The organism is Thioclava sp. DLFJ4-1, assembly GCF_002020145.1.
Lineage (GTDB): Bacteria > Pseudomonadota > Alphaproteobacteria > Rhodobacterales > Rhodobacteraceae > Thioclava > Thioclava sediminum.
Map to the genome: position 1 here is coordinate 367,027 of NZ_MPZT01000001.1, position 23,289 is coordinate 390,315.

Genomic DNA, 23,289 nt, shown 5'->3' on the forward strand with positions numbered 1-23,289 from the left:
TCGTCACGCTTCGGGATCAAACCCCGTTCAGGAGGTCAGGTTCCGTGCCCTTTTGCAAGAGGCCGAATATCGCGCAGGACCGCGCTATGTTCCGCGCGCAGCCCCGGGTCACCCCCTGAAAAGATTGACCTTTGCGTCGCAATCCGGTAGGGCGCAGTCAAGCTCCGTAATCCGGCGGAGCTTCTCCTGGGCGCCCGGTTCCTAAAGCGCCCGATAGCGGCCCCGCCCGATGCGGGTCGCGACAGGACGCGATCAAAGGTAAACCAAGGAAACCCATGACTAAATTCACCGATCTGAAGCTGGACCCGAAAGTCCTTTCCGCCGTTGTCGACGCTGGCTACGAAGAGCCCACGCCCATTCAGGCTGGCGCCATTCCGCCCGCGCTCGAAGGCAAGGACGTGCTCGGCATCGCGCAGACCGGGACCGGCAAGACCGCCAGCTTCACCCTGCCGATGCTGACGCTGCTGCGTCGGGGCCGCGCCCGCGCCCGGATGCCGCGCTCGCTCGTGCTCTGCCCGACCCGCGAACTGGCAGCCCAGGTCGCCGAGAACTTCGACCTCTACGCCAAGAACACTAAGCTGACCCGCGCGCTGCTGATCGGCGGCGTGTCGTTCGGCGAGCAGGACAAGCTGATCGACAAGGGCGTCGACGTGCTGATCGCGACGCCGGGCCGCCTGCTCGACCATTTCGAGCGTGGCAAACTGATCCTGACCGATGTGAAGGTCATGGTCGTCGACGAGGCCGACCGGATGCTCGACATGGGCTTCATCCCGGATATCGAGCGCATCTTCCAGCTGACGCCGTTCACGCGCCAGACGCTGTTCTTCTCGGCCACGATGGCCCCTGAGATCGAGCGGATCACCAACACCTTCCTGCATGCGCCGACGCGGGTCGAAGTTGCGCGTCAGGCGACCACCGGTGCGAACATCACCCAGAAGCTGATCCAGATCGAACCGGCGCGCCGCGACCAGACGGCCAAGGCCAAGCGCGAATTGCTGCGCGCGGTGATCTCGGCCGAGGGCGAGGCCTGCACCAATGCGATCGTCTTCTGTAACCGCAAGGTCGATGTCGATATCGTCGCCAAGAGCCTGCAGAAATACGGCTTCGACGCCGCCCCGATCCATGGCGACCTCGATCAGAGCCAGCGCACGCGCACGCTCGAGAATTTCCGCGATGGCAAGCTCAAACTGCTGATCGCCTCCGACGTGGCCGCGCGCGGCCTCGACGTGCCCTCGGTGAGCCACGTCTTCAATTACGACCTGCCGATGCATGCCGAGGATTACGTCCACCGGATCGGCCGCACGGGTCGCGCGGGCCGCAAGGGCACGGCGATCTCGATCGCGGTCCCGTCGGACGAGAAGTTCCTTAGCCAGATCGAAAGCCTCGTCGAGCAGGAAATCCCGCGCGCCGAGCCGCCGGAAGATTTCGAGCTGTCCGAAGGTGCGAAGCAACCGGCGCGCAAGCGCGAAGACGCCAAGGGCGGTCGTTCGCGCGGCGGGCGCAGCCGGGATCGTGGCGGGCGTGGGTCGAAACGCGACCAGCGCAGCGAAGAGACGCAGCAGCCGCAAAGCGCCGCGCCGCAGGAGCAGCAGGAGCAAGAGCAGGCGCCCAAGAAAGCTGAGGCTCAGCCCGAAGAGGCCCGCAGCGAGGCCCCCGAGGCCGCGAGCGCTCCGAAGCCGCAATCGCGCAGCCAGTCTTCCGACGAGGGCGGTAACGCCCGCCGGTCGCGCGGTGGCCGCAACCGCCGCGAGCGCGACAACGAAGTCGTGGGCATGGGCGATCACGTTCCGGACTTCCTCACCGTCTCCTTCCGCCCCGGCGCGGTTGAGGAGACCGCCGAGGACAAGGCGGACAGCTGAGGCTTTCGTCTTGGTAACAATATCCCCGCCGGAGGCTTCCTCCAGCGGGGTTTTTCTTTGTCTTTAGGGATGGCGCGCGCCCCTGCCCGCCTGCGCCTAGGGCGATCCGCGCCCTTCACAGGCGCGGAGCCACGCTCACTCGGTCAGGCGGCTGGTGACGACGATCACTTCGGGCTTCTTGCCGATCTCTTCCATCGAGACCTGACGTGCGATGCGACGCAGGCCCTCGTCGATCTTGTCGTCATTTTTGAGGACTTTGATCGAAGCGCGTTCGAGATATTGCGTCATCTCGTCTTCGATCGTTTCCGCCAGCGGCGCGCCTGAGCGACCCAGTTTCGGCAGGCCGTTCAGCTCGACCCAGGGCTCGCCCAGCGGCTGGTCTTCCTCGTCGAGGATCAGGGTCACGAGGCACAGCCCGTTCAGCGCCATACGCATCCGGTCCCGCACCACGCCATCCATCGCGCCGATCTGCACCGAACCGTCGAGGTAAGTGCGGCCCGCTTCGATATATTCGACGACTTTCGGCGTCTTGCCGGTCAGGTCGATCATCGTGCCGTTCGTCGCGACTTCTGACGCAATGCCCTTATCCGAGGCCAGCTTCGCGTGCTCGCGCAGGTGACGGTGCTCGCCATGCATCGGGATCAGCATCTTCGGCGCGAGCAGTTCATGGACGGCTTCCAGATCGGGGCGGTTCGCGTGGCCGGAGACGTGATAGAGCCCGCCGTGATCGTCCACCACGTCGACGCCCATCTCGGAGAACGCGTTCATGATGCGGATCACGCCGCGCTCGTTGCCCGGGATCGTCTTCGAGGAGAACAGGAACGTGTCGCCCTCTTTCAGCTCGAGACCCAGATATTTGCCACGGCTCAGCTGAGCCGAGGCCGCGCGGCGCTCGCCCTGAGAGCCGGTCACGATCAGCATCAGGTTCTGGCGCGGCACATCGCTCGCCTCTTCCGCCGAGATCGTGCCGGGCATGCCCTTGAGCACCCCGGTTTCTTCCGCGACCGAGACCATGCGCTTCATCGCGCGGCCAAGCAGGCAGACCGAGCGCCCCGCAGCCTTGCCTGCCTCGGCGAGCGTCTTCAGGCGCGCGACGTTCGAGGCGAAGGTGGTCGCGACAACCATACCGGTCTGGGCGCGGATCAGTTCCGAGATCGGTTCGGCCAGCGTGGCCTCCGACCGACCCGGCAGCGGCGAGAAGACGTTCGTGGAATCGCTCACCAGAACCTTCACACCGTCGCCCTCTTTGGCGATGGCATGCCACATCTCGGGCTCGAAGGGTTCGCCCACGATCGGGTTGCCGTCGAGCTTGAAATCACCCGTATGGACAACGCGCCCGGCGGGCGTGTCGATGATGAGGCCGGAGCTTTCGGGGATCGAGTGCGAGATCGGCACGAATTGCACCTTGAACGGACCGGCTTCGATCACCTTCGGGCGCGGCTCGACGATCTGGATCGTCTCGGGCGGGATCCCCGCCTCTTCCAGCTTCAGCTGACCGATGCGGCCGGTGAAGGCCCGCGCATAGACCGGCTTGCGCAGCTTGTTCCAGACATGGGGCAGCGCGCCGATATGGTCTTCATGGGCGTGGGTGATAAAGATCGCGTCGATCCGGTCGGCATTCGCTTCCAGCCATTCGAGATCGGCGAAGATCAGATCGACGCCGGGCGTGCCGTCCATATCCGGGAAAGTCACGCCCAGATCGACAACGATCAGCCGCTCTTTCCCCTCTGGGCCGTAGCCGTACACATAGGCGTTCATGCCAATTTCGCCGGCACCGCCGAGGGGGAGGTAGATCAGTCTGTCACTCACGCGGGAAGATCCTTGTTATAGTCGTTGAGGAGGCGAAGGCCGTGCATGGTAAGGTCGTAATCCACACTGTCAAAGAGGTCAAAGCCCTGCGAGAACAGTTCGGCCAGACCGCCGGTCGCGATGACTTTCATCGGCCGGTCGCGTTCGAGCCGGATTTGGCGCACGACGCCTTCGACGAGGCCGATATAGCCCCAGAAAACGCCCGATTGGATACAGGCGACGGTATTCGTGCCGATGGCCTTTTCGGGCATCGTCACATCGACATGAGGTAGGGCGGCGGCGGAGGCGTGCAACGCCTCCAGCGAGAGGTTCACGCCGGGCGCGATCACGCCGCCGATATAGGCCCCGTCGGAGGCCACCACGTCGAAGGTGGTCGCAGTGCCGAAATCGACGACGACGATATCGCCGCCATGCCGGTCATAGCCCGCCACCGTGTTCACGAGGCGATCCGGCCCCACGGTCGTGCCCGGATCGACGCGCGGCTCGACCGGGAGACGGCATTCGGGCTTGCCCACCACCAGCGGGCGGCAGTTGAAATACCGGTTCGACAGGACCCGCAGGTTGAACACGACGCGCGGCACGGTCGACGAGATGATCACCTCGGTGATCTCGCCGGCGATCTCCTGCACGCGCATCATGCCCGACAGCCAGAGGAAATATTCGTCCGCCGTGCGCTGGTGATTGGTCTCCATCCGCCAAGTGGCGACGAAATCCGTCCCGTCCCAGACCGAAAAGACCGTATTGGTGTTACCGCAGTCGATGCAGAGAAGCATGGCTCCCCCTTTCCGCTCAGAAAAAGATATCCGCTGCCGAGATGGCGCGACGGCCCTCGGGCGTGGTCAGGATAAGCGCCCCGGTCTCGTCGATGGTCTCGAAGGTGCCACGATAGGTCTCGTTGCCGACCCGGGCGGTGATCTCCTCGCCCAGACGCGCCGCGCGGGCGAGCCACGCATTGCGGATCGCGTCGAAGCCGTAATCGCGGAATTGCCGGTCGTAGTGATCGAAGGCCTGCGCCAGCATCGGCAGGAAGTCGACCGGGGCGATCTGCATCCCGGTCTCGCCAATCAGGCTGACCGGGGCCATCGCCTCGGGCTCGACCTCGCTGCGGTCGGGCGCCTGCGCGAGGTTCACCCCGATGCCGATCGCGATCTGCTCTCCGCCCCGCAGGCTCTCCAGCAGGATACCCGCGATCTTGCCACCGCTCAGCAGCACGTCATTGGGCCATTTGATCGAGAGCCGCGCATGCGGGCCCCCGACATGGGCGAGCGCCGCCTCGAGCGCCAGAGCCGCGACGAAGGAATAGAGCGCCGCCTGCCCGAGCCCGCCCTCGGGCCGCATCACCAGCGTCGCCGAGAAATTGCCCGTGGGCGCGCGCCAGGCACGGCCGCGCCGACCGCGGGCCGCGGTCTGCTCATGCGCAAAGATCCACGCTGAACCGGAGAGGCCCGGCGCTAGCCGGGCCGCTTCATCCATGGTGCTATCGACCGAGGGCAGGACATGTCGCGCCACACCCTCGGGCCAGTCATCGCGCTCAGTTGACAAGAGCCGCCGCCGCAGCCTGGGCTGCGCCCTCGATGCCGAAGAGGTTGAAGATACCGAGCAGCATCGCCAGCGCGGAGACCATCAGAAGCCCCCATTGGATCGCGGGCATCCGGTTGTCCAGCGGGTCCGTCTCCTTGCCGAAATACATGTAGAACACGATCCGTAGGTAGTAGAAGGCCGCCACGACCGAGGCGATCACGCCCAGCAGCACGAGCCAGATATAGCCCGCATGCAGCGCCGCCTGAAGCACCGCGAACTTGGCGAAGAAGCCCAAGAACGGCGGCACGCCTGCAAGCGAGAACAGCAGCACCAGCATCGCCAGCGCCTTGGTCGGATCCTGACGGGCATATTGGTTCAGCGATTTGATATCGGTCACCGGCTGGCCGTCCCGCTCCATCGAGAGCATGAAGGCGAAGACGCCGACATTCATCGTTACGTAGATCGCCATATAGGTCAGCATCGCCTGCACACCCTCGGCAGTGCCCGCCGAGAGGCCCAGCAGGACGAAGCCCATATGGGTGATCGAGGAATAGGCCATCAGGCGTTTGATGTTCGTCTGACCGATTGCCGCGACCGAGCCCCAGACCATCGACAGGCCCGCGAGCAGCGCGAGGATCTGGCCCCACTCCGCCGGGACCTGACCGAAGGCGTCGAAGACGAGCCGTGCGATCAGCGCCATCGCGGCCACTTTCGGCGCGGTGGCGAAGAAGGCGGTGACCGGCGTGGGCGAGCCTTCATAGACGTCGGGCGTCCACATGTGGAACGGCACCGCCGAGACCTTGAAGGCGAGACCGGCGATCAGGAAGACCATGCCGAAAAGCAGGCCGATCGGCAGGTGACCTTGTTGAACCACCCCGATGATACCCGCGAATTGCGTGGTGCCCGCGAAGCCGTAGGTTAGCGAGGCGCCATAGAGCAGGATGCCCGAGGACAGCGCGCCGAGCACGAAGTACTTCAGACCCGCTTCCGAGCTCTTCTCGCTTTCGCGGCGCAGCGCGGCCACGATGTAGAGCGCGAGCGATTGCAGCTCGAGCCCCATGTAGAGCGACATCAGGTTGCCCGCCGAGACCATCATCATCATGCCGATGACGGCCAGCGTCGCGAGGATCGGGTATTCGAAACGCAGCAACCCGCGGCGCTGCATGTAATCGGTGCCCATCGCGAGAACCAGCGCAGCCGAGACCAGGATCATCACCTTGGTGAAGCGCGAGAACGCATCGTCGATGAAGAGGCCACCGAAGGCCTCATGCGACCCTACCTCGGCCAGACCGATCCAGGCTGCGATCACCAGCATGACGCCGGAGGTGATCCACAGCAGGGTCGGCGCAAGCTTGTCCTTGCCGAACCACACACCCGCGAGCAGCGCCACCATCGCGTAGATGGCGAGCAAAAACTCCGGAAGGACGATCGAGAAATCCGCAGAAGTCATCCCTCAGCTCCTCAGTGTTCGACCAGGTCGGACAGAAGGTTGTCCGGCAAGGCATCGTGATAGTTCTGGACGAGTTGCGTCACCGACGGCCCTATGATGTTGGTCACCAGATCGGGATAGACACCGAGCAACAGTGTCATCGCGACCAGCGGCGCGAAAATCCATTTCTCGCGCGTGCTCAGGTCGGTGATCGAACGCAGGCTCTCCTTGATCAGATCGCCGAAGACGACCCGGCGATAGAGCCAGAGCGCATAGGCCGCCGACAGGATCACGCTCGTCGTGGCGAAGAGCGCAACCCACGTATTCACCTGGAAAACGCCCACGAGGATCAGGAACTCGCCGACGAAATTGGCGGTGCCGGGAAGGCCGACATTGGCCATCGTGAAGAACATGAAGATCGTCGCATAGGCGGGCATGCGCTTCACAAGGCCGCCATAGGCCGAGATCTCGCGCGTATGCATCCGGTCGTAGACCACACCCACCGCGAGGAACAGCGCCGCCGAGGTGAAACCGTGCGCGACCACCATGAAGATGCCGCCTTCGATGCCCTGCTGCGTGCCCGAGAAAATCCCGAGCAGCACGACGGCCATGTGCGCGACCGAGCTATAGGCGATGACGCGCTTGATATCTGTCTGCACCAGCGCGACCAGCGACGTCCAGATGATCGCGATCACCGCGAGCCACATCGCCCAGGGGCCGACCACGAGGTTGCCCACCGGGAACATCGGCAGCGAGAAGCGCAGGAAACCGTAATCGGCGAGCTTCAGCAGCACCGCGGCGAGCACGACCGAACCGGCCGTCGGCGCCTGCACGTGCGCGGCAGGCAACCAAGTGTGCACCGGCCAAAGCGGCATCTTGATCGCGAACGAGATGAAGAAGCCGAGCCAGAGCAGCGTTTGCACCCCGCCGGGGATCGTTATCCCGAGTATGTGCACCGGTGTGTATGGGAACTCGTAGACGAGCAGCCCCGGCATGTCCGTCGTTCCGGTGTGGAAGTAGATGTAGATGATCGACACCAGCATGAAGACCGAGCCGAAGAAGGTGTAGAGGAAGAACTTGAACGCGGCGTAGACGCGCTGCTTGCCCCCCCAGATACCGATGATCAGGAACATCGGGATCAGGCCCGCTTCGAAGAACAGGTAGAACAGCACCAGATCGAGCGTGACGAAGGTGCCCACCATCAGCGTCTCGAGGACGAGGAAGGCGATCATGTATTCCTTCACGCGGTCGGTGACATTCCAGCTACCGACGATCACCAGCGGCATCATGAAGGTGGTCAGCATCACGAAGAGGATCGACAGGCCGTCGACACCCACGCGGTACTGGAACCCCATGATCCAGCTGTATTTCTCCATGAATTGGAAGCCGGTGTTGGACGGGTCGAACCCGGCCAGCAGGAACAGCGAGATCAGGAAGGTGACCGACGTCGCGGTCAGCGCCACCCATTTCGCGTTCCGGTCCGCCTCGGGCGAGCCGCCGCGCAGAACCAGCGCGAGGATCAGCGCCGCCACGGCGGGCGTGAAGATGACGATGGAAAGCAGGTGTTGCATCAGTTCGCCCCCCCGTTGAGGACGACCCAGAGCATGAGACCGACAATCCCGATCACCATGGCGAAGGCGTAGTGGAACAGATAGCCCGATTGCATCCTGTTAAGGAACCTCGTGAATGTCGGGACGATGCCGACGGCCATGCCGTCGATAACTCGGTCAATCGAGCCCTCGTCCCCTTTCTTCCAGAATTGATAGCCGAACCAGAGCGCCGGGCGCACGAAGATGCGCTCGTACAGCTCGTCGAAATACCACTTGTTGAGCAGGAAGCGGTAAAGGCCCGGCTGCGCCTCGGCGAACCGCTTCGGCAGGCTGGTGTCCTTGATGTAGAACAGCCATGCCACGAGAAGCCCTGCAAGCATCGCCACGAAGGGCGAAACCTTGACCCAGGCCGGCGCGTGGTGCGCCTTGTCGATGACCTCGTTTTCCTGCCCCATGTAGATCGCGCCCTGAGGTGCGACGCCCGGATACTTGATCACCGCCGTCGAGACGCCGACATCCGGCGAGGTCTTGGCCTCGTCCATCAGCTCGGCCTCGGCCTGATCTTCGGACATGGTCGCATCCGGCACCGGCGGCGTTGCGCCATGGGTGCCCTCGCCGGTCTGCGCAGCCTCGCCATTCGTCGCGTGACCCGCATCCGCCGTCTGCTCGGCATGGGCGGGAAGCCCGAAGAATTTCACCAGCTTCGCGTGATCGCCGAAGAAGACGTTGTACCAGATCATCCCGGCGAAGATCGCGCCGAAGGACAGAACCACCAGCGGCACCGTCATGACCCAGGGGCTTTCCTTCGCGTGATCATGCGCATGATGATCGCCGCGCGGTTTGCCGAAGAAGGTCATGAAGATCAGCCGCCACGAATAGAAGGACGTGAAGGCCGCCGCGATAACCAGAAGCCAGAAGGCATAGCCCGCGCCGGAACCGCCCCAGACGCTCTCGATGATCGCGTCTTTCGACAGGAAGCCCGCGAAGCCGATCGGCGTGAAGGGAATACCGACCCCGGTGATCGCCAGCGTGCCGAAGATCATCGCCCAGAAGGTCAGCGGCACCTTTTTGCGAAGGCCGCCATAGTTCCGCATGTCCTGCTCGTGGTGCATCGCGGTGATGACCGAGCCCGCCGAAAGGAACAGCAGCGCCTTGAAGAACGCGTGGGTCAGCAGATGGAACATCGCCACCGAATAGACGCCTACACCGGCCGCGGCGAACATGTAGCCCAGCTGCGAACAGGTCGAATAGGCGATGACGCGCTTGATGTCGTTCTGCACCAGACCCACGGTCGCGGCGAAGAAGGCGGTCGAGGCGCCGATCACGACGATGAAGGTCTGCGCATGCGGAGCGTATTCATAGACCGGCGACATGCGGCAGACGAGGAACACGCCTGCGGTCACCATGGTCGCGGCGTGGATCAGTGCCGACACAGGCGTCGGGCCTTCCATCGCGTCCGGCAACCATGTGTGCAGGAAGAGCTGTGCCGATTTACCCATCGCCCCCACGAAGAGCAGGAAGGCACAGAGCTCGACCGCGTTCCAGGACCCCCAGAGGAAGTCGAGATTGGTCTCGGACAAGGCCGGGGCCGCCGAGAAGACGTCGTCCAGCTGCAGCGAGCCGGTCATGTAGAACAGGCCGAACATCCCCAGCAGGAAGCCGAAATCGCCGACACGGTTGACGATGAAGGCCTTCATCGCGGCCGCGTTGGCCGAGGGTTTCTTGTAGTAGAAGCCGATCAGCAGGTAGGAGGCGACACCGACGCCTTCCCAGCCGAAGAACATCTGCAGCAGGTTGTCCGAGGTCACCAGCATCAACATGGTGAAGGTGAAGAAGGACAGGTAGGCGAAGAAGCGCGCCTTGTAGTTCTCGCCCTTCCCTTCGTCGAAATTCTCGTCATGGGCCATGTAGCCCCACGAGTAGAGATGCACGAGCGAGGAGACCGTCGTCACCACGATCAGCATGATCGCGGTCAGTCGGTCCATCCGGATCGCCCACGAGACGTCCAGCTCCCCCGAGGTGATCCAGTTCAGGACGTGAATGTGCTGCGTCTGATCGCCCAGCGTGAGAAAGACGATCCAGCTGAGCAGAGCGGCGAGGAACAGAAGGCCCGTGGTCAGGACCATCGCGCCCTTTTCGCCGATCACCCGCCAGCCGAAGCCACCAAGGATCGCACCGACCAGCGGCGCAAAGAGAATGATCGTTTCCATCGTCCCTTATCCCTTCATCACGTTGACGTCTTCGACCTCGATCGAGCCGCGGTTGCGGAAGAAGACCACAAGGATCGCAAGGCCGATCGCGGCCTCGGCTGCCGCAACGGTCAGCACGAAGAGGGTGAAGATCTGTCCGACGAGGTCATCCAGATAGGCCGCGAAGGCCACCAGGTTGATATTCACCGCCAACAGCATGAGTTCGATCGACATCATGATGACGATCACGTTCTTGCGGTTCACGAAGATCCCGAAAATGCCGATCACGAACAGCGCGGCAGCCACGCCAAGGTAATGTTCCAATCCGATCATGCGTTCACCCTCGTTTCCGAACTCGCGTTTTTCGCTTGCTTTTGTTCGCTCACAGCCCCTGCCCCGGTTTGACGTCCACCATTTCCATCGTCTTGGACGGATCGCGATGCATCTGCGCGATGACGTTCTGGCGCTTGACGTTGGTGCGATGGCGCAGCGTCAGAAGGATCGCCCCGATCATCGCGACCAGCAGGATCAGGCCCGCCGTCTGGAAGAGGTAGAGGTATTTGTCATAAACGAGCAGGCCGATCGCCTGCGCGTTGGTCATGCCCTCGGGTACCGGATCAGCACGCAGGCTTTCCGCCATGCCGGAGGTCTGCCACGCCCCAAAGGCGATGCCCAGCTGCACGAGCATCACGACCCCGATCAGGAGGCCCAGCGGCATGTAGCGCGCCAGCTCGCCCTTGAGCGCGGCGAAGTCGACATCGAGCATCATCACCACGAAGAGGAAGAGCACCGCGACCGCGCCGACATAGACGATGATCAACAGCATCGCGACGAATTCCGAGCCCAGCAGCACAAAAAGCCCCGCTGCCGAGAGGAAGGTGAGGATCAGCCAGAGCACCGAATGGACCGGGTTCTTGGAAATCACCACCATGAAGCCCGCGACCACCGCCGTAATGGCGAAAAGGTAGAAGGCGAAAGCAAACACCGTCATTCGTTCTCTCCCGAATTCTCGTCGAAGACCGATTGCGCGATCTCGAGCGCGCGGGTCATGGCGGGCACCCCGCCGAACATGCTCATCTGAAAGATCACCTCGGCGATCTCGCGTTGCGTGGCCCCGGCCTCGAGCGCGTGGCGGATCGTCAGGCGCAGCTGCGAGTCCGCCTGCGCGCCCAGCACCGTGAGCGCGGCGATCGTCACCAGAAGCCGCGTCCGGCTGTCGAGCCCTTCGCGGTTGAAGGTCTTGCCGAACCACATCTCCATCATGTCCTTCGACATGGTGGGGAAGAGTTTCTCCATCGCAGCCGGATTGAAACTTTCCAGCGCCGGATTGAACAGCCGCGCCATCTCGGCCGACTGCTCCATCATGTTGCTAAAGAGTTTCGAAAAATCGTCGGTCATCTGTAAGGCGCATCCAGTTCGAGGTTGCGGGCAATCTCGGCTTCCCAGCGGGCCCCGTTCTCAAGGAGCTTCTGCTTGTCGTAGAACAGCTCCTCGCGGGTCTCGGTCGAGAATTCGAAATTCGGACCTTCGACGATCGCATCCACCGGGCAGGCTTCCTGACAGAAGCCGCAATAGATGCATTTCGTCATGTCGATGTCGTAGCGCGTCGTTCGGCGCGATCCGTCGGCGCGGGGTTCCGCGTCGATCGTGATCGCCTGCGCCGGGCAGATCGCCTCGCACAATTTGCACGCGATGCAGCGCTCTTCCCCGTTGGGGTAGCGGCGCAGGGCGTGCTCGCCACGGAAGCGCGGCGACAGCGGGCCCTTCTCGTGCGGGTAGTTCAGCGTGGGTTTCGGCGCGAAGAAATAGCGCATCCCCAGACCGAAGCCTTTGATGAAGTCCACCAGCAGGAAATACTTGGCAGCGCGGTTATAGTCGAAAGCCATCTATCAGCTCCCCATCGCCCAGCGGGCCCAGAAGTGCCCGAAGATTTCGAATTTCGCGAGGAAGGAGATGATCACCACCCACGCCAGCGACAGCGGCAGGAAGACTTTCCAGCCAATCCGCATGAGCTGGTCGTAGCGGTAGCGCGGCACGATCGCCTTCACCATCGCGAACATGAAGAAGAAGAACACCATCTTGGCGAACATCCACAGCACCCCGTCGGGCAGGCCCGGGATCGGGGACAGCCAGCCGCCGAAGAACAGGATCGACATCAGCGCGCACATCAGCCAGATCGCGATATATTCGCCGGCCATGAACAGCAGATACGGGGTCGAGCTGTATTCCACCATGAAGCCCGCGACGAGTTCGGATTCCGCTTCCGGAAGGTCGAAGGGCGGGCGGTTGGTCTCGGCCAGCGCCGAGATGAAGAACAGCGCCACCATCGGCAGGTGCGGCAGCCAGTACCAGCCCAGAAGGCCCCAGCCGGTATCCTGCGCGCGCACGATGGTCGACAGGTTCATCGAGCCGGTCGAGATGATCACCCCGATGATGATCAGGCCGATCGAGACCTCGTAAGAGATCATCTGCGCGGCCGAGCGGAGCGAGCCGAGGAACGGGTATTTCGAGTTCGAAGCCCAGCCGCCCATGATCACGCCGTACACCTCGAGCGAGGAGGCCGCGAAGACGAACAGAAGGGCCACGTTGATATCGGCCAGCACCCAACCGTCGGCGAAGGGGATCACCGCGAAGGTCAGCATCGCCAGCACGAAGCTCAGGATCGGGGCGAGGAAATAGACGAACTTGTCGGCACCCGCCGGCACGACGATTTCCTTGACCACATATTTCAGCGCATCCGCGAAGGTCTGCATCAGGCCCCAGGGCCCGACGACGTTCGGCCCGCGACGCATCTGCACGGCAGCCCAGATCTTGCGGTCGCCATAGACCAGCCAGATCATCGAAAGCATCACGAAGGCGATAACCGCCAAGCTCTGCAGCACGATCAGCAGGAAGATCCCGAAAGGTGTCGCGAAGAATTCAGCCATGATGTCCCACTCTCTTCATACGGTCGGAATGCCGCGATCCTTGCAATCGGCGACGGTTACTTCCGCGTCGATCGTCTTGAGTCCCTGCGGCAAGGCGGGCGAGATGGTGTAGACCGCATCTGCCCGCCAGATGCCACCCTCTTCAGTCACATTCGTGCGCACGTGGCGCGCAAATCCATAGCCACGCACCAGCGCATATTGCGCGGCTGCGCATTGGGCATAATCGGTCGCCGCTTTCTCGCTGGCGCCCTCGCCCGAGACACGCGCGCGGATCTCCACCAGATCGCTGTCGAGGAGCCGTGTCTCGGTGCCCCGATAGTCCGGTTTGACCGCGCTATCCCCCTGCGCCCCGCCAGTCGGCGTGCACGCCGCCAGACCGGCCAGAAGGCCGGGGGCGAGCGGTGCGATATTGGGCAGGGTCTGCATCATCCGTCTCAACCTCACTCGGCGGCGACCGGCGCTTCGGCCCGCGCTTTCGCGAGGCTGGCGCATTCGCCCATCACGACGGAGGCCCGTGCGATCGGGTTGGTCAGGTAGAATTCGTGGATCGGCAGACGGAAGGTCGCCTTGCCCATGTCGCGCGGCTCGATCGCCTGCACTTCGTTCTCCACAACCTCATCGACCTGCGCGAGATGCGGCACCTCTGCCACCATCGCGCGGCGCAGACCGGCCAGCGTGTCCCAAGGCTGCTTGGCGTCCAGCTCGGCCGAGAGCGCGCGCAGGATCGCCCAGTTCTCTTTCGCCTCGCCCGGCGGGAAGGCCGCGCGGAAGGCAAGCTGCGGACGCCCTTCGGTGTTCACGAAGAGCCCGTTTTCTTCCGTATAGGCCGCGCCCGGCAGGATCACGTCGGCGCGGTTGGCCCCGCGGTCGCCGTGGCTGCCCTGATAGATCACGAAGGGGCCACCCTCGGCGCGTGGGGTGATCTCCACCTCGTCGGCGCCCATGTTGTAGATCACTTCGGCGCCGTCGATGGCCGCGAGCAGACCGCCCTCGGTCACAGCGCCCACATCCATCGCGCCGACACGGGCCGCAGCGGTGTGCAGCACCATGAACTTGGCGTTGGAGTTCTCGGCCAGCTTCATCGCATGGGCCAAAACCGCCTCGCCATCGGCTTCGTTCAGAGCGCCCTGCCCGATGATGACGACGGTGTTCTTCGCCTTGGTCTCGTCCGAGATCGTCTTGCCCGACAGCTCGGCAAGCGCCGCGCGGTCGGTGCCGACATGGACGTAGTCATAGGTCAGATCGCAGGCTTCGCCGACGAGACCGACAGTCGCGCCCTTGGCCCAGGCCTTGCGGATACGCGCGTTCAAAACAGGCGCTTCCACCGCCGGGTTCGCGCCGATGATCTGCACCATCTCGGCGTTATCCAGATCGGCGATCGTCGCGTTGCCGACATAGCCGTAGCGGTTACCGATCGGCAGACGCGCGCCATCGGTGCGGCATTCGACGGTGCCGCCCAGACCTTCGATCAGTTGCTTGAGCGAGAAAGCTGCCTCGGTCGAGACCAGATCGCCCACGAGACCGGCGACTTTCTTGCCCTTCATCGCCTCGGCGGCGGCGCGCAGCGCCTCGCCCCAGCTTGCGGGCTTCAGCTTGCCGTCGACGCGGACGTAAGGCTTGTCGAGACGCTGGCGGCGCAGGCCGTCCCAGACGAAGCGGGTCTTGTCGGAGATCCACTCCTCGTTCACGTCGTCATTGTTGCGCGGCAGGATGCGCATCACTTCGCGCCCCTTGGTGTCGACGCGGATGTTCGAGCCCACGGCGTCCATCACGTCGACGGTCTCGGTCTTCGTCAGCTCCCACGGACGCGCGGTGAACGCGTAGGGCTTGGAGACCAGCGCGCCCACGGGGCACAGGTCGATGATGTTGCCCTGCATGTTGGAGTCGAGCGTCATGTTCAGGTAGTTCGCGATCTCCGCATCCTCGCCCCGACCGGTCTGGCCCATCTGGGTAATGCCCGCGACTTCGGTGGTGAAGCGTACGCAGCGGGTGCAGGAGATGCAGCGCGTCATATGGGTCTCGACTAGCGGGCCGAGGTTCAGCTCGGTCGCGGCGCGCTTGGGCTCGCGGTAGCGGCTGAAGTCCACCCCGTAAGCCATTGCCTGGTCTTGCAAATCGCATTCGCCGCCCTGGTCGCAGATCGGGCAGTCGAGCGGGTGGTTGATGAGCAGGAACTCCATCACCCCCTCGCGGGCCTTCTTGACCATCGGCGAGTTCGTCTTGATCACCGGCGGCGCGCCTTCCGGCCCCGGGCGCATGTCGCGCACCTGCATCGCACAGGAGGCAGCAGGCTTCGGCGGGCCGCCCACGACTTCCACCAGACACATCCGGCAGTTGCCCGCGATCGACAGACGCTCGTGGTAACAGAAGCGCGGGATCTCGATCCCCGCCTGCTCGCACGCCTGGATCAGCGTGAGGTTCGGATCGACCTCGACCTCGTTCCCGTCGATGATGATCTTTCTCAGGTCAGCCATGGCTATCCGTCTCGTCTCTTCGGGCGCGAGGTTGCCCCCGCGCGGGTTTTAGGTCAGGCCGCGTGTCCGCAGCCCATCGGGAAGACCCAAGCGCCGTCCCGGTATGTATCGTTAATCGACGAGGCCACGGCCCCGCCGCAGATGGCGTTCGCGGCCCGCTTGGCCTCGGCGCCCTCGTCATTTCCAAAGGGCGCAGCCTGCCGCATCACGACAAGCGCGCCGTTTGCGTCATAGGCCGCCGTATAGCCCTCGACCGCCGCCAAACGGCGCGGGCCTTTCGAGGCCTCGTTGCCGCCCGGAGTGCCCATGCAGCCACCGAGCGCCAGCGCGCAGCCCGATATGATCACCGCCCGCATCATGCCGCCTCCGCCATGCAGGCGCGGGTCTTCCACAGCGTGGCTTGCGGCAGGTCTTTCCAGCCGAAAGCACGCTCGGACGCGCCATTCGCGCGCAGGTCTTCGAGCCGTTCCAGCGCCTCGTCGAGCGTCGGTTGGTGCCCCGCGGGCACCCACCACATGACGAAATGCTGTTGACCGAGAAGTTCGAACCACTCCGCGCGACGCTCGTAGAAAGCGCGATGCACGGTGTTCCAGACGAATTTCTCGAGGCTTTCCACGTCTTCCCAGACCGTCAGGTTCGACACGAAGCACGGGTCGCCGCCGATCTTGGCCTCGGTATTGCCGGTGCCGGGCTCGCCCGAGCCTTCCATCATCCAGACGAACCCGTCCGACCGCTTGCCAATGCCGTTCACCGCGTCGAGGGCTTTCATGAAAGCCTCCACACGCGGGTCGCCCGGTTCGGCAACCAGTCGGCCGATATTCAGCTCGGCCAGGTGATATCCGGCAGGTTGCTTCATTCGGCAGCCATCGCGCCCGTGCGGCCCGTCTTGCGGGCCTTGATGCGGTCTTCGATCTCTTCGCGGAAGTGCCGGATCAGACCCTGGATCGGCCAGGCGGCTGCGTCACCGAGCGCGCAGATCGTGTGGCCCTCGACCTGTTTGGTCACGTCGAACAGCATGTCGATCTCTTCGATCTCGGCCTCGCCGCGCACCAGACGGTCCATCACGCGCATCATCCAGCCCGTGCCTTCGCGGCAGGGCGTACACTGGCCGCAGCTCTCGTGCTTGAAGAACTTCGAGAGGCGCCAGACGGCTTTGATCACGTCGGTGTTCTGATCCATGACGATCATGCAGGCGGTGCCGAAGCTGGATTTCAGCTCGCGCATGCCGTCGTAATCCATGATCGCGTCTTCGCATTGATCGGCGGGCAGGATCGGGCAGGACGCGCCGCCCGGGATCACCGCCTTGAGGTTCTTCCAGCCGCCACGCACGCCGCCGCCATGCTTCTCGATCAGTTCCTTCATCGAGATCGACATGGTTTCTTCGATGACGCAGGGCGTGTTGACGTGGCCCGACATCGCAAACAGCTTCACGCCGGTATTGTTCGGACGACCGAAGCCCGCATACCACTCCGCGCCGCGACGCAGGATGGTCGGGACAACTGCGATGGATTCCACGTTGTTCACCGTGGTCGGGCAGCCATAGAGGCCCGCACCTGCCGGGAACGGCGGCTTCATCCGGGGCATGCCCTTCTTGCCTTCGAGGCTCTCCAGAAGCGCCGTTTCCTCGCCGCAGATATAGGCCCCCGCGCCGTGCGACAGGTAGACGTCGTAATCGTAGCCGGAGCCGCAGGCGTTCTTGCCGATCAGCCCGTCTTCATAGGCCTCGTCGATCGCGCGCTGCAGCGCCTCTTTCTCGCGGACATATTCGCCGCGGATGTAGATGTATGCGGCCGCGGCCCCCATCGCGAAACCGGCGATCAGCGCGCCTTCGATCAGCGTATGCGGATCGTGGCGCATGATTTCGCGGTCCTTGCAGGTCGCGGGCTCGGATTCGTCGGCATTGATCGCGAGGAAGGCCGGACGCCCGTCGCTTTCCTTCGGCATGAAGGACCACTTGAGACCCGTCGGGAAGCCTGCCCCACCGCGCCCGCGCAGGCCGGAGGCCTTCACTTGCTCGATGATCCAATCCTTGCCTTTCGACAGGATCTCGCCAGTGCCGTCCCAATGCCCGCGCATCTTCGCGCCCTGCAGAGAGCGGTCATGCATCCCGTAGAGATTGGTGAAGATCCGGTCTTGATCCTTCAGCATATCGCTTCCCTCACTTGCCGGATTTCCGGCGCCAGATGCGCCAGACGAGTGCCAGCGCGTAGATATAGGCGGCTATCGCCGCGAGATCGCCGATCAGCGCGATCTGCGCCGACCAGCCCTGTTGTTGTCCGATCCATTGCAGGAGGAGCCAGAGGATCGTGGCGACGGCAATGATAAGGGCGACTTTACGCCCCAACGCCCTGTCGTGCTCGTCGATCTGGCTCATTCACCCCCGCTCAGTAATCGTTCGTCTTCGCCCGTTCGAGGAAGGCATCCATGCCGTCCTCGACGATGATTTTCGCCTGGCTGACCCACTTGTCGCGGGTGCAGCGGCCCTTGAAACGCGGCACGTTCTGGTCCGCATAGGCAATCTCTTCGGGGCCCCATTTCGCGATCTGGTCGTAATGGTAGATACCCCAGCCGTTCAGCACTTCTTCGAGCTTCGGGCCGACGCCTTCGATCTTCTTGAGATCGTCGGCCCCCGCCTTGCGTGGCTGCTTGAGGCCGCGCGGCTTCTTGCCGTCGCCCTCGGCGGCCTCGGGTTGGCCTGCCGCGCTTTTCGCGGCGGGCTTGTCCGCGACCTGCGCCGACATGGCAGAGAGCGGGTTTGTGTCGTCGCTCTCGGACTTGGCCTTGGGCGCCGCTTTCGGTTCTTCGGCTTTAGGCTCTTCCGCCTTCGGTTCAGCCTTGGGCTCCTCGGCCTCAGCCTCTTCCGTCGCAGGCTTGGTGGTCGGGCCGGGCTCGGGCTTGTCAGCCTCGGGCGTAGCCTCTTCGTCCTTGGGCGTCATCGTGTCGGCACGCGCCACTTCGCGTTCGGCTGCGGGCGTCGGTGCCGCCGCTGCCGCCTGCGCTTGCGCCGCGACCCCTTCGGGAGAGGAGGCGTTGAAGGTTTCGACCGGGCTATCGGGAATTGCGGAATCTTCGGAGGATGCGCCGGCGCCGTCCGCCGCGCCCGGCGCGCCATGTTCGGAGCAGAACGCCCAGATCAGGAAGGCGCCGAACAGCAGGAAGGTCATCAGACCGAGGAACAGAGCCACGAGGAAAGGCTCATGCGCCACGACCATCAGGAATACGGTGACCACAAGCCCCGTAATACCTGCCCAGATACCCGCCTTGCCGCGGCACCCTTGTGTCTGATCACCCATTCCCGTCTCTCCATTCACTCCGCCGAACGGCGGTCTCTACCCTGTTGCGATTACTCGTAAATGCCATCTTTCTTTGCGCGCGACGAGAATTCGGTCTCCGCCCCGCTGGCCAGTTTCTCTGCCTGACCTTTCCAGTCGTCACGCGTCGCGCGACCTTTGAACCCTTCGAGATTGCTGTCGACCCATGCGAGTTCCGCATCGGTCCAGCCAGCGATCTGGTCGAAGTGATAAATGCCCATCGAATGCAGGAGCGTCTCGAGCTTCGGTCCGACGCCCTTGATCATCTTCAGGTCATCCGCCCCGCCGTCGCGCGGTGCGTCGAGCAGCTTGGGCTTCTCGCCCGCCTCTGCCTGCGCGGTCTCGGGTTTCGCGTCGGCCTTGGTGCCTTCGGGCTCACGCTTGGACTCCGGGCGGGCCTTCGAGGTGGCCTGAGCTTCGGATTTCGTCACACCGGTCTTGTCGGCGGGCGTGTCCTTGGCGGGCTTGGCCTCGGTTTTCTTGGCGGCCTTGCGCGCCTCGTCCTGTTGCGCGGCAGAGCGCGGACGCTCCTGCCCCATCGTGCCGATCGGACCGCGCTGGCCCGAGCTTTGCCACGGTGCTGCGAGCGGCACTTCCGTGCCGTCGATACGCTTGATCGTGTCGCCGATCGCCAGCGCCCAGCCAACGGAGGCGTTGTACTCTTCCTTGTCGCCCTTGGACTCGGTGAGCGCGGTCAGGCCCGAGGCGGGCTCGGACGAGAAGCGACCGGTCTGCGAGCCGGGCTTCGGTACATCGCCCTTGCCCATCTCGTCGATCAGCTTCGCGAGGCTCTCCTCAGTCAGGTCTTCGTAGTAATCCTTGCCGACCTGCATCATCGGTGCGTTCGCGCAGGCGCCGAGGCATTCGACCTCTTCCCACGAGAACTTGCCATCGTCCGAGAGCTGAAACGGCTCGGCGGCGATCTTTTCCTTGCAGACCTTCATCAGGTCTTCCGCGCCGCAGATCATGCACGAGGTGGTGCCGCAGATCTGCAAGTGGGCGACCGAGCCGACCGGGGCCAGCTGGAACATGAAGTAGAAGGTCGCGACCTCGAGCGCCCGCATATAGGGCATGTCGAGCATTTCGGCGACGGTTTCGATCGCCGGACGGCTCAGCCAGCCTTCCTGTTCCTGCGCGCGGAACAGCAGCGGGATGATCGCCGAGGCCTGACGGCCGACCGGAAACTTGGTCATCTGGGCCTTGGCCCATGCAAGGTTCTCGGGCGTGAACTCGAAACTATCGGGTTGTTCCGGGTAAAGACGGCGAAGCATTAGCGGTCAACCTCCCCGAACACGATGTCCATCGTGCCGATGATTGCAGAAACGTCGGCGAGCATGTGCCCCTTGGCGACGTGATCCATGGATTGCAGATGCAGGTAACCCGGAGCGCGGATCTTCGCGCGATACGGCTTGTTCGTGCCGTCGGCCACCAGATAGACGCCGAACTCGCCCTTGGGCGCTTCGACGGCGGCATAAACCTCGCCCGCGGGGACGTGGAAGCCTTCGGTATAGAGCTTGAAGTGGTGGATCAGCGCTTCCATCGAGCGCTTCATCTCCGACCGCTTCGGCGGAGTCACCTTGCCGCGGGCAAGCACGTCGCCCTGATTTTCCGGCATCCGCAGCTTCTCGATCGCCTGCAGGACGATCTTGGTCGACTCGCGCATCTCGGCCATCCGGCAGAGATAGCGGTCGTAGCAGTCGCCGTTCTTGCCGATCGGAATCTGGAAGTCGAACTCGTCATAGCATTCGTAGGGCTGCGCGCGGCGCAGGTCCCATGCGAGGCCGGAGCCACGCACCATCACGCCGGAATAGCCCCATTGCTGGATCTCTTCCTCGGAGATGACGCAGATATCGACGTTACGCTGCTTGAAGATACGGTTTTCGGTCAGCAGCCCTTCGATATCGTCGAGCACTTTCGGGAAGTGATGCGCCCATTCCTCGATATCGTCGAGCAGCTTCGGCGGCAGGTCCTGGTGGACGCCGCCGGGCCGGAAATAGGCCGAGTGCAGGCGCGCGCCGCAGGCCCGCTCGTAGAAGACCATCAGCTTCTCGCGCTCCTCAAAACCCCAGAGCGGCGGCGTCAGCGCGCCCACGTCCATCGCCTGCGTGGTCACGTTCAGCAGGTGGTTCAGGATGCGCCCGATCTCGCAATAAAGGACCCGGATCAGCGAGCCACGACGCGGCACTTCCACGCCGGTCAGCTTCTCGATGGCGAGGCACCACGCATGTTCCTGGTTCATCGGCGCGACATAGTCGAGGCGATTGAAGTACGGCAGGTTCTGCAGATAGGTGCGGCTTTCCATCAGCTTCTCGGTGCCACGGTGCAGCAGCCCGATATGCGGGTCGGCGCGTTCCACCACCTCGCCGTCCAGCTCCAGCACCATACGCAGCACGCCGTGGGCGGCCGGGTGTTGCGGACCGAAGTTGATGTTGAAGTTGCGGATGCGCTGCTCGTCGGTCAGCGTGTCCTTCGAGCCGTCATCATAGACATTGTTGCGGATATCGCCGTCCATCATTTCGCCTCCTCACCCTTCTCGTCACCGGGAAGGATGTATTTCGCACCTTCCCATGGCGAGAGGAAATCGAACTGCCGGTATTCCTGCGTCAGCTTCACCGGCTCATAGACGACGCGCTTGAGCACTTCGTCGTAACGCACTTCGACATAACCCGTCGTCGGGAAATCCTTGCGCAGCGGATGGCCGCGGAAGCCGTAATCGGTCAGCAGACGGCGCAGGTCCGGATGCCCCGAGAACAGGATGCCGAACATGTCGAAGATCTCGCGCTCGAACCAATCGGCACAGGGGTGCAGTTTGGTGATCGATGGCACCATGTCCTCTTCGCGGACCGCCGCCTTAATGCGGATGCGCTGGTTGCGATACATCGACAGGTAATGCCAGACGACATCGAAGCGCTGCGGGCGTTCGGGCCAGTCGATGGCCGTGATGTCCACGAGGTTGGTGAAGCGGCAATTCGGATCGTCGCGCAGGAACTCGGTGAAACCGGGAACGGATTGCGCGGTGATCGTGACCGTCAGCTCGTTGAAGGCGATCTCGGTGGAGACCACGTCATCGGGGCGCTTCAGCTCGATATGGCCGGCCAGTTCGCGAAGGGCAGTATCGTCCATCTCTCGCTCTCCTCAGCGCACCAGCGTGCCGGTGCGGCGGATTTTGCGTTGCAGCTGAAGGATGCCGTAAAGCAGCGCCTCCGCCGTGGGCGGGCAGCCCGGAACGTAGATATCGACCGGCACGACGCGGTCGCAGCCGCGCACCACCGAATAGCTGTAGTGGTAATAGCCACCGCCATTCGCGCAGGAGCCCATCGAAATCACGTAGCGCGGCTCGGGCATCTGGTCGTAGACCTTGCGCAGAGCGGGCGCCATCTTGTTGGTCAGGGTGCCGGCGACGATCATCAGGTCGGACTGTCGCGGGCTTGCGCGCGGCGCAGTGCCGAAGCGCTCGAGGTCGTAGCGCGGCATCGACACCTGCATCATCTCGACGGCGCAGCAGGCGAGGCCGAAGGTCATCCAGTGCAGCGAGCCGTTGCGCGCCCAATTGATGATGTCTTCGGTGGAGGTCAGCAGGAAGCCTTTATCCTGCAGCTCCTTGTTCAGCGTCTGCGTCGCGACTTCGCGATCCGCACCGGCGGTATTGGCAGAGGTCATCACGCCCATTCCAGCGCCCCTTTCTTCCACTCATATGCGAATCCTACGGTCAGAACCGTCAGGAAGACCATCATCGACCAGAATCCGACCATGGAAAGCTGACCGAAGGCCACCGCCCAAGGGAAGAGGAAGGCCACTTCGAGATCGAAAATGATGAAGAGGATGGAAACGAGGTAGAAACGAACGTCGAACTTCATCCGGGCATCGTCGAAGGCGTTGAAGCCGCATTCGTAGGCCGACACCTTCTCAGGGTCGGGATTGCGGACCGCCACCACTGCCGCAGCGAGCATGAGCACAAGGCCCAACACGATCGCCATGGCGAGAAAGATGAGGATGGGAAGATATTCGCGCAGCATGTCATGCATGGGCTTGGCTCCCTAACATCGCGACGACTTGTCGCGCAGGTTCTGGCTAGGCGAGCAATAGCCTTGCGCCCCATTGGGGTCAACCGAGAGCAGGCCGGAAAATCATGCAAATGCGGGCCACAGATGCTTTTTGCATACGAATGTATGCGAATTTTTTGCGCTTCGAGCGCCGCTCAGAGCCTGCCCGCGTTGGAC

Annotated in this window: 24 protein-coding genes; 1 reads left to right on the forward strand and 23 read right to left on the reverse strand. The window is 63.4% G+C overall.

What is annotated here, in order from left to right; translation table 11 throughout:
• Positions 1 to 275 precede the first annotated feature (275 nt).
• On the forward strand, positions 276 to 1,859 hold the full coding sequence (locus BMI85_RS01725; RefSeq protein ID WP_078599290.1) for a DEAD/DEAH box helicase: 1,584 nt from the start codon (positions 276 to 278) through the stop codon (positions 1,857 to 1,859).
• A gap of 135 nt (positions 1,860 to 1,994) precedes the next feature.
• Here the strand turns inward: BMI85_RS01725 and BMI85_RS01730 are convergent, their stop codons facing one another.
• Genes BMI85_RS01730 through BMI85_RS01840 form a run of 23 tightly spaced genes read right to left on the reverse strand, consistent with a single transcriptional unit; the run spans position 1,995 to position 23,094 of the window.
• Positions 1,995 to 3,617 (reverse strand): ribonuclease J, encoded by a 1,623-nt coding sequence (locus tag BMI85_RS01730; protein WP_078599291.1) that lies wholly within the window; start codon positions 3,615 to 3,617, stop codon positions 1,995 to 1,997.
• 47 nt (positions 3,618 to 3,664) lie between these two features.
• Positions 3,665 to 4,441 (reverse strand): type III pantothenate kinase, encoded by a 777-nt coding sequence (locus tag BMI85_RS01735; RefSeq protein ID WP_078599292.1) that lies wholly within the window; start codon positions 4,439 to 4,441, stop codon positions 3,665 to 3,667.
• A 16-nt stretch (positions 4,442 to 4,457) separates the two neighbouring features.
• Positions 4,458 to 5,210 (reverse strand): biotin--[acetyl-CoA-carboxylase] ligase, encoded by a 753-nt coding sequence (locus tag BMI85_RS01740; RefSeq protein WP_269780194.1) that lies wholly within the window; start codon positions 5,208 to 5,210, stop codon positions 4,458 to 4,460.
• Positions 5,200 to 6,639 (reverse strand): NADH-quinone oxidoreductase subunit NuoN, encoded by a 1,440-nt coding sequence (gene nuoN, locus BMI85_RS01745; RefSeq protein ID WP_078599294.1) that lies wholly within the window; start codon positions 6,637 to 6,639, stop codon positions 5,200 to 5,202. The genes BMI85_RS01740 and nuoN overlap by 11 nt, the downstream gene beginning before the upstream one ends.
• Before the next feature lie 11 nt (positions 6,640 to 6,650).
• Positions 6,651 to 8,189: an NADH-quinone oxidoreductase subunit M gene (locus BMI85_RS01750; protein ID WP_078519417.1), complete on the reverse strand. Its 1,539-nt coding sequence runs from the start codon at positions 8,187 to 8,189 to the stop codon at positions 6,651 to 6,653.
• A complete protein-coding gene (gene nuoL / locus BMI85_RS01755) occupies positions 8,189 to 10,378 on the reverse strand; it encodes an NADH-quinone oxidoreductase subunit L (RefSeq protein ID WP_078546626.1) in 2,190 nt (729 codons plus the stop codon). The genes BMI85_RS01750 and nuoL overlap by 1 nt, the downstream gene beginning before the upstream one ends.
• A 6-nt stretch (positions 10,379 to 10,384) precedes the next feature.
• Positions 10,385 to 10,690, reverse strand: coding sequence for an NADH-quinone oxidoreductase subunit NuoK (gene nuoK, locus BMI85_RS01760; protein WP_075774485.1), 306 nt, complete (start codon positions 10,688 to 10,690; stop codon positions 10,385 to 10,387).
• A gap of 49 nt (positions 10,691 to 10,739) precedes the next feature.
• Positions 10,740 to 11,348: an NADH-quinone oxidoreductase subunit J gene (locus tag BMI85_RS01765; protein WP_078519419.1), complete on the reverse strand. Its 609-nt coding sequence runs from the start codon at positions 11,346 to 11,348 to the stop codon at positions 10,740 to 10,742.
• Complete coding sequence (locus tag BMI85_RS01770) at positions 11,345 to 11,755, reverse strand: carboxymuconolactone decarboxylase family protein (RefSeq protein WP_078519420.1); 411 nt, start codon at positions 11,753 to 11,755, stop codon at positions 11,345 to 11,347. The genes BMI85_RS01765 and BMI85_RS01770 overlap by 4 nt, the downstream gene beginning before the upstream one ends.
• Positions 11,752 to 12,243, reverse strand: coding sequence for an NADH-quinone oxidoreductase subunit NuoI (nuoI, locus tag BMI85_RS01775; protein ID WP_075774482.1), 492 nt, complete (start codon positions 12,241 to 12,243; stop codon positions 11,752 to 11,754). The genes BMI85_RS01770 and nuoI overlap by 4 nt, the downstream gene beginning before the upstream one ends.
• A gap of 3 nt (positions 12,244 to 12,246) precedes the next feature.
• Positions 12,247 to 13,284 carry an NADH-quinone oxidoreductase subunit NuoH gene (gene nuoH / locus BMI85_RS01780; protein ID WP_078599295.1) on the reverse strand — a complete coding sequence of 346 codons (1,038 nt, stop codon included), beginning with the start codon at positions 13,282 to 13,284 and terminating at the stop codon, positions 12,247 to 12,249.
• Positions 13,285 to 13,299: 15 nt separating this feature from the next.
• The gene (locus tag BMI85_RS01785; protein WP_208409817.1) at positions 13,300 to 13,710 is read right to left on the reverse strand and encodes a hypothetical protein; all 411 of its coding nucleotides are present in this window, start codon (positions 13,708 to 13,710) and stop codon (positions 13,300 to 13,302) included.
• 14 nt (positions 13,711 to 13,724) lie between these two features.
• The gene (gene nuoG / locus BMI85_RS01790) at positions 13,725 to 15,758 is read right to left on the reverse strand and encodes an NADH-quinone oxidoreductase subunit NuoG (protein WP_078599296.1); all 2,034 of its coding nucleotides are present in this window, start codon (positions 15,756 to 15,758) and stop codon (positions 13,725 to 13,727) included.
• Between the two features lie 53 nt (positions 15,759 to 15,811).
• Positions 15,812 to 16,114 carry a hypothetical protein gene (locus tag BMI85_RS01795; protein ID WP_210402296.1) on the reverse strand — a complete coding sequence of 101 codons (303 nt, stop codon included), beginning with the start codon at positions 16,112 to 16,114 and terminating at the stop codon, positions 15,812 to 15,814.
• The gene (locus BMI85_RS01800) at positions 16,114 to 16,614 is read right to left on the reverse strand and encodes a DUF3291 domain-containing protein (RefSeq protein WP_078599298.1); all 501 of its coding nucleotides are present in this window, start codon (positions 16,612 to 16,614) and stop codon (positions 16,114 to 16,116) included. Before BMI85_RS01800 ends, BMI85_RS01795 begins: the two co-directional genes overlap by 1 nt.
• A complete protein-coding gene (gene nuoF / locus BMI85_RS01805; RefSeq protein WP_078599299.1) occupies positions 16,611 to 17,906 on the reverse strand; it encodes an NADH-quinone oxidoreductase subunit NuoF in 1,296 nt (431 codons plus the stop codon). The genes BMI85_RS01800 and nuoF overlap by 4 nt, the downstream gene beginning before the upstream one ends.
• 10 nt (positions 17,907 to 17,916) lie before the next feature.
• Entirely contained in the window at positions 17,917 to 18,132 is a 216-nt protein-coding gene (locus BMI85_RS01810; protein ID WP_078599300.1) for a DUF5337 family protein, read from the reverse strand.
• A 10-nt stretch (positions 18,133 to 18,142) separates the two neighbouring features.
• The gene (locus BMI85_RS01815; protein WP_078599301.1) at positions 18,143 to 19,051 is read right to left on the reverse strand and encodes a hypothetical protein; all 909 of its coding nucleotides are present in this window, start codon (positions 19,049 to 19,051) and stop codon (positions 18,143 to 18,145) included.
• Positions 19,052 to 19,101: 50 nt separating this feature from the next.
• Positions 19,102 to 20,340, reverse strand: coding sequence for an NADH-quinone oxidoreductase subunit E (locus tag BMI85_RS01820; RefSeq protein ID WP_078599302.1), 1,239 nt, complete (start codon positions 20,338 to 20,340; stop codon positions 19,102 to 19,104).
• Positions 20,340 to 21,584 carry an NADH-quinone oxidoreductase subunit D gene (locus BMI85_RS01825; protein ID WP_078599303.1) on the reverse strand — a complete coding sequence of 415 codons (1,245 nt, stop codon included), beginning with the start codon at positions 21,582 to 21,584 and terminating at the stop codon, positions 20,340 to 20,342. The genes BMI85_RS01820 and BMI85_RS01825 overlap by 1 nt, the downstream gene beginning before the upstream one ends.
• Positions 21,581 to 22,192 (reverse strand): NADH-quinone oxidoreductase subunit C, encoded by a 612-nt coding sequence (locus tag BMI85_RS01830; protein ID WP_078539531.1) that lies wholly within the window; start codon positions 22,190 to 22,192, stop codon positions 21,581 to 21,583. The genes BMI85_RS01825 and BMI85_RS01830 overlap by 4 nt, the downstream gene beginning before the upstream one ends.
• A gap of 12 nt (positions 22,193 to 22,204) precedes the next feature.
• Positions 22,205 to 22,729 (reverse strand): NADH-quinone oxidoreductase subunit B, encoded by a 525-nt coding sequence (locus tag BMI85_RS01835; protein ID WP_075774728.1) that lies wholly within the window; start codon positions 22,727 to 22,729, stop codon positions 22,205 to 22,207.
• Entirely contained in the window at positions 22,729 to 23,094 is a 366-nt protein-coding gene (locus tag BMI85_RS01840; protein ID WP_078519432.1) for an NADH-quinone oxidoreductase subunit A, read from the reverse strand. Before BMI85_RS01840 ends, BMI85_RS01835 begins: the two co-directional genes overlap by 1 nt.
• Between the last annotated feature and the right edge of the window lie 195 nt (positions 23,095 to 23,289).

Excerpts from the sequence above, each read along its gene's own strand:
- BMI85_RS01750 (WP_078519417.1), bottom strand. The coding sequence starts at position 8,189 with ATGCAACACCTGCTTTCCATCGTCATCTTCACGCCCGCCGTGGCGGCG.
- BMI85_RS01730 (WP_078599291.1), bottom strand. The coding sequence starts at position 3,617 with ATGAACGCCTATGTGTACGGCTACGGCCCAGAGGGGAAAGAGCGGCTG.
- nuoL (WP_078546626.1), bottom strand. The coding sequence starts at position 10,378 with ATGGAAACGATCATTCTCTTTGCGCCGCTGGTCGGTGCGATCCTTGGT.
- BMI85_RS01785 (WP_208409817.1), bottom strand. The coding sequence starts at position 13,710 with ATGCAGACCCTGCCCAATATCGCACCGCTCGCCCCCGGCCTTCTGGCC.
- BMI85_RS01825 (WP_078599303.1), bottom strand. The coding sequence starts at position 21,584 with ATGATGGACGGCGATATCCGCAACAATGTCTATGATGACGGCTCGAAG.
- BMI85_RS01810 (WP_078599300.1), bottom strand. The coding sequence starts at position 18,132 with ATGAGCCAGATCGACGAGCACGACAGGGCGTTGGGGCGTAAAGTCGCC.
- BMI85_RS01770 (WP_078519420.1), bottom strand. The coding sequence starts at position 11,755 with ATGACCGACGATTTTTCGAAACTCTTTAGCAACATGATGGAGCAGTCG.
- BMI85_RS01835 (WP_075774728.1), bottom strand. The coding sequence starts at position 22,729 with ATGACCTCTGCCAATACCGCCGGTGCGGATCGCGAAGTCGCGACGCAG.
- BMI85_RS01800 (WP_078599298.1), bottom strand. The coding sequence starts at position 16,614 with ATGAAGCAACCTGCCGGATATCACCTGGCCGAGCTGAATATCGGCCGA.
- nuoN (WP_078599294.1), bottom strand. The coding sequence starts at position 6,639 with ATGACTTCTGCGGATTTCTCGATCGTCCTTCCGGAGTTTTTGCTCGCC.
- BMI85_RS01765 (WP_078519419.1), bottom strand. The coding sequence starts at position 11,348 with ATGACGGTGTTTGCTTTCGCCTTCTACCTTTTCGCCATTACGGCGGTG.
- BMI85_RS01820 (WP_078599302.1), bottom strand. The coding sequence starts at position 20,340 with ATGCTTCGCCGTCTTTACCCGGAACAACCCGATAGTTTCGAGTTCACG.
- nuoH (WP_078599295.1), bottom strand. The coding sequence starts at position 13,284 with ATGGCTGAATTCTTCGCGACACCTTTCGGGATCTTCCTGCTGATCGTG.
- BMI85_RS01725 (WP_078599290.1), top strand. The coding sequence starts at position 276 with ATGACTAAATTCACCGATCTGAAGCTGGACCCGAAAGTCCTTTCCGCC.
- nuoF (WP_078599299.1), bottom strand. The coding sequence starts at position 17,906 with ATGCTGAAGGATCAAGACCGGATCTTCACCAATCTCTACGGGATGCAT.
- BMI85_RS01735 (WP_078599292.1), bottom strand. The coding sequence starts at position 4,441 with ATGCTTCTCTGCATCGACTGCGGTAACACCAATACGGTCTTTTCGGTC.
- BMI85_RS01840 (WP_078519432.1), bottom strand. The coding sequence starts at position 23,094 with ATGCATGACATGCTGCGCGAATATCTTCCCATCCTCATCTTTCTCGCC.
- BMI85_RS01795 (WP_210402296.1), bottom strand. The coding sequence starts at position 16,114 with ATGCGGGCGGTGATCATATCGGGCTGCGCGCTGGCGCTCGGTGGCTGC.
- BMI85_RS01830 (WP_078539531.1), bottom strand. The coding sequence starts at position 22,192 with ATGGACGATACTGCCCTTCGCGAACTGGCCGGCCATATCGAGCTGAAG.
- nuoG (WP_078599296.1), bottom strand. The coding sequence starts at position 15,758 with ATGGCTGACCTGAGAAAGATCATCATCGACGGGAACGAGGTCGAGGTC.
- nuoI (WP_075774482.1), bottom strand. The coding sequence starts at position 12,243 with ATGGCTTTCGACTATAACCGCGCTGCCAAGTATTTCCTGCTGGTGGAC.
- nuoK (WP_075774485.1), bottom strand. The coding sequence starts at position 10,690 with ATGATCGGATTGGAACATTACCTTGGCGTGGCTGCCGCGCTGTTCGTG.
- BMI85_RS01815 (WP_078599301.1), bottom strand. The coding sequence starts at position 19,051 with ATGGGTGATCAGACACAAGGGTGCCGCGGCAAGGCGGGTATCTGGGCA.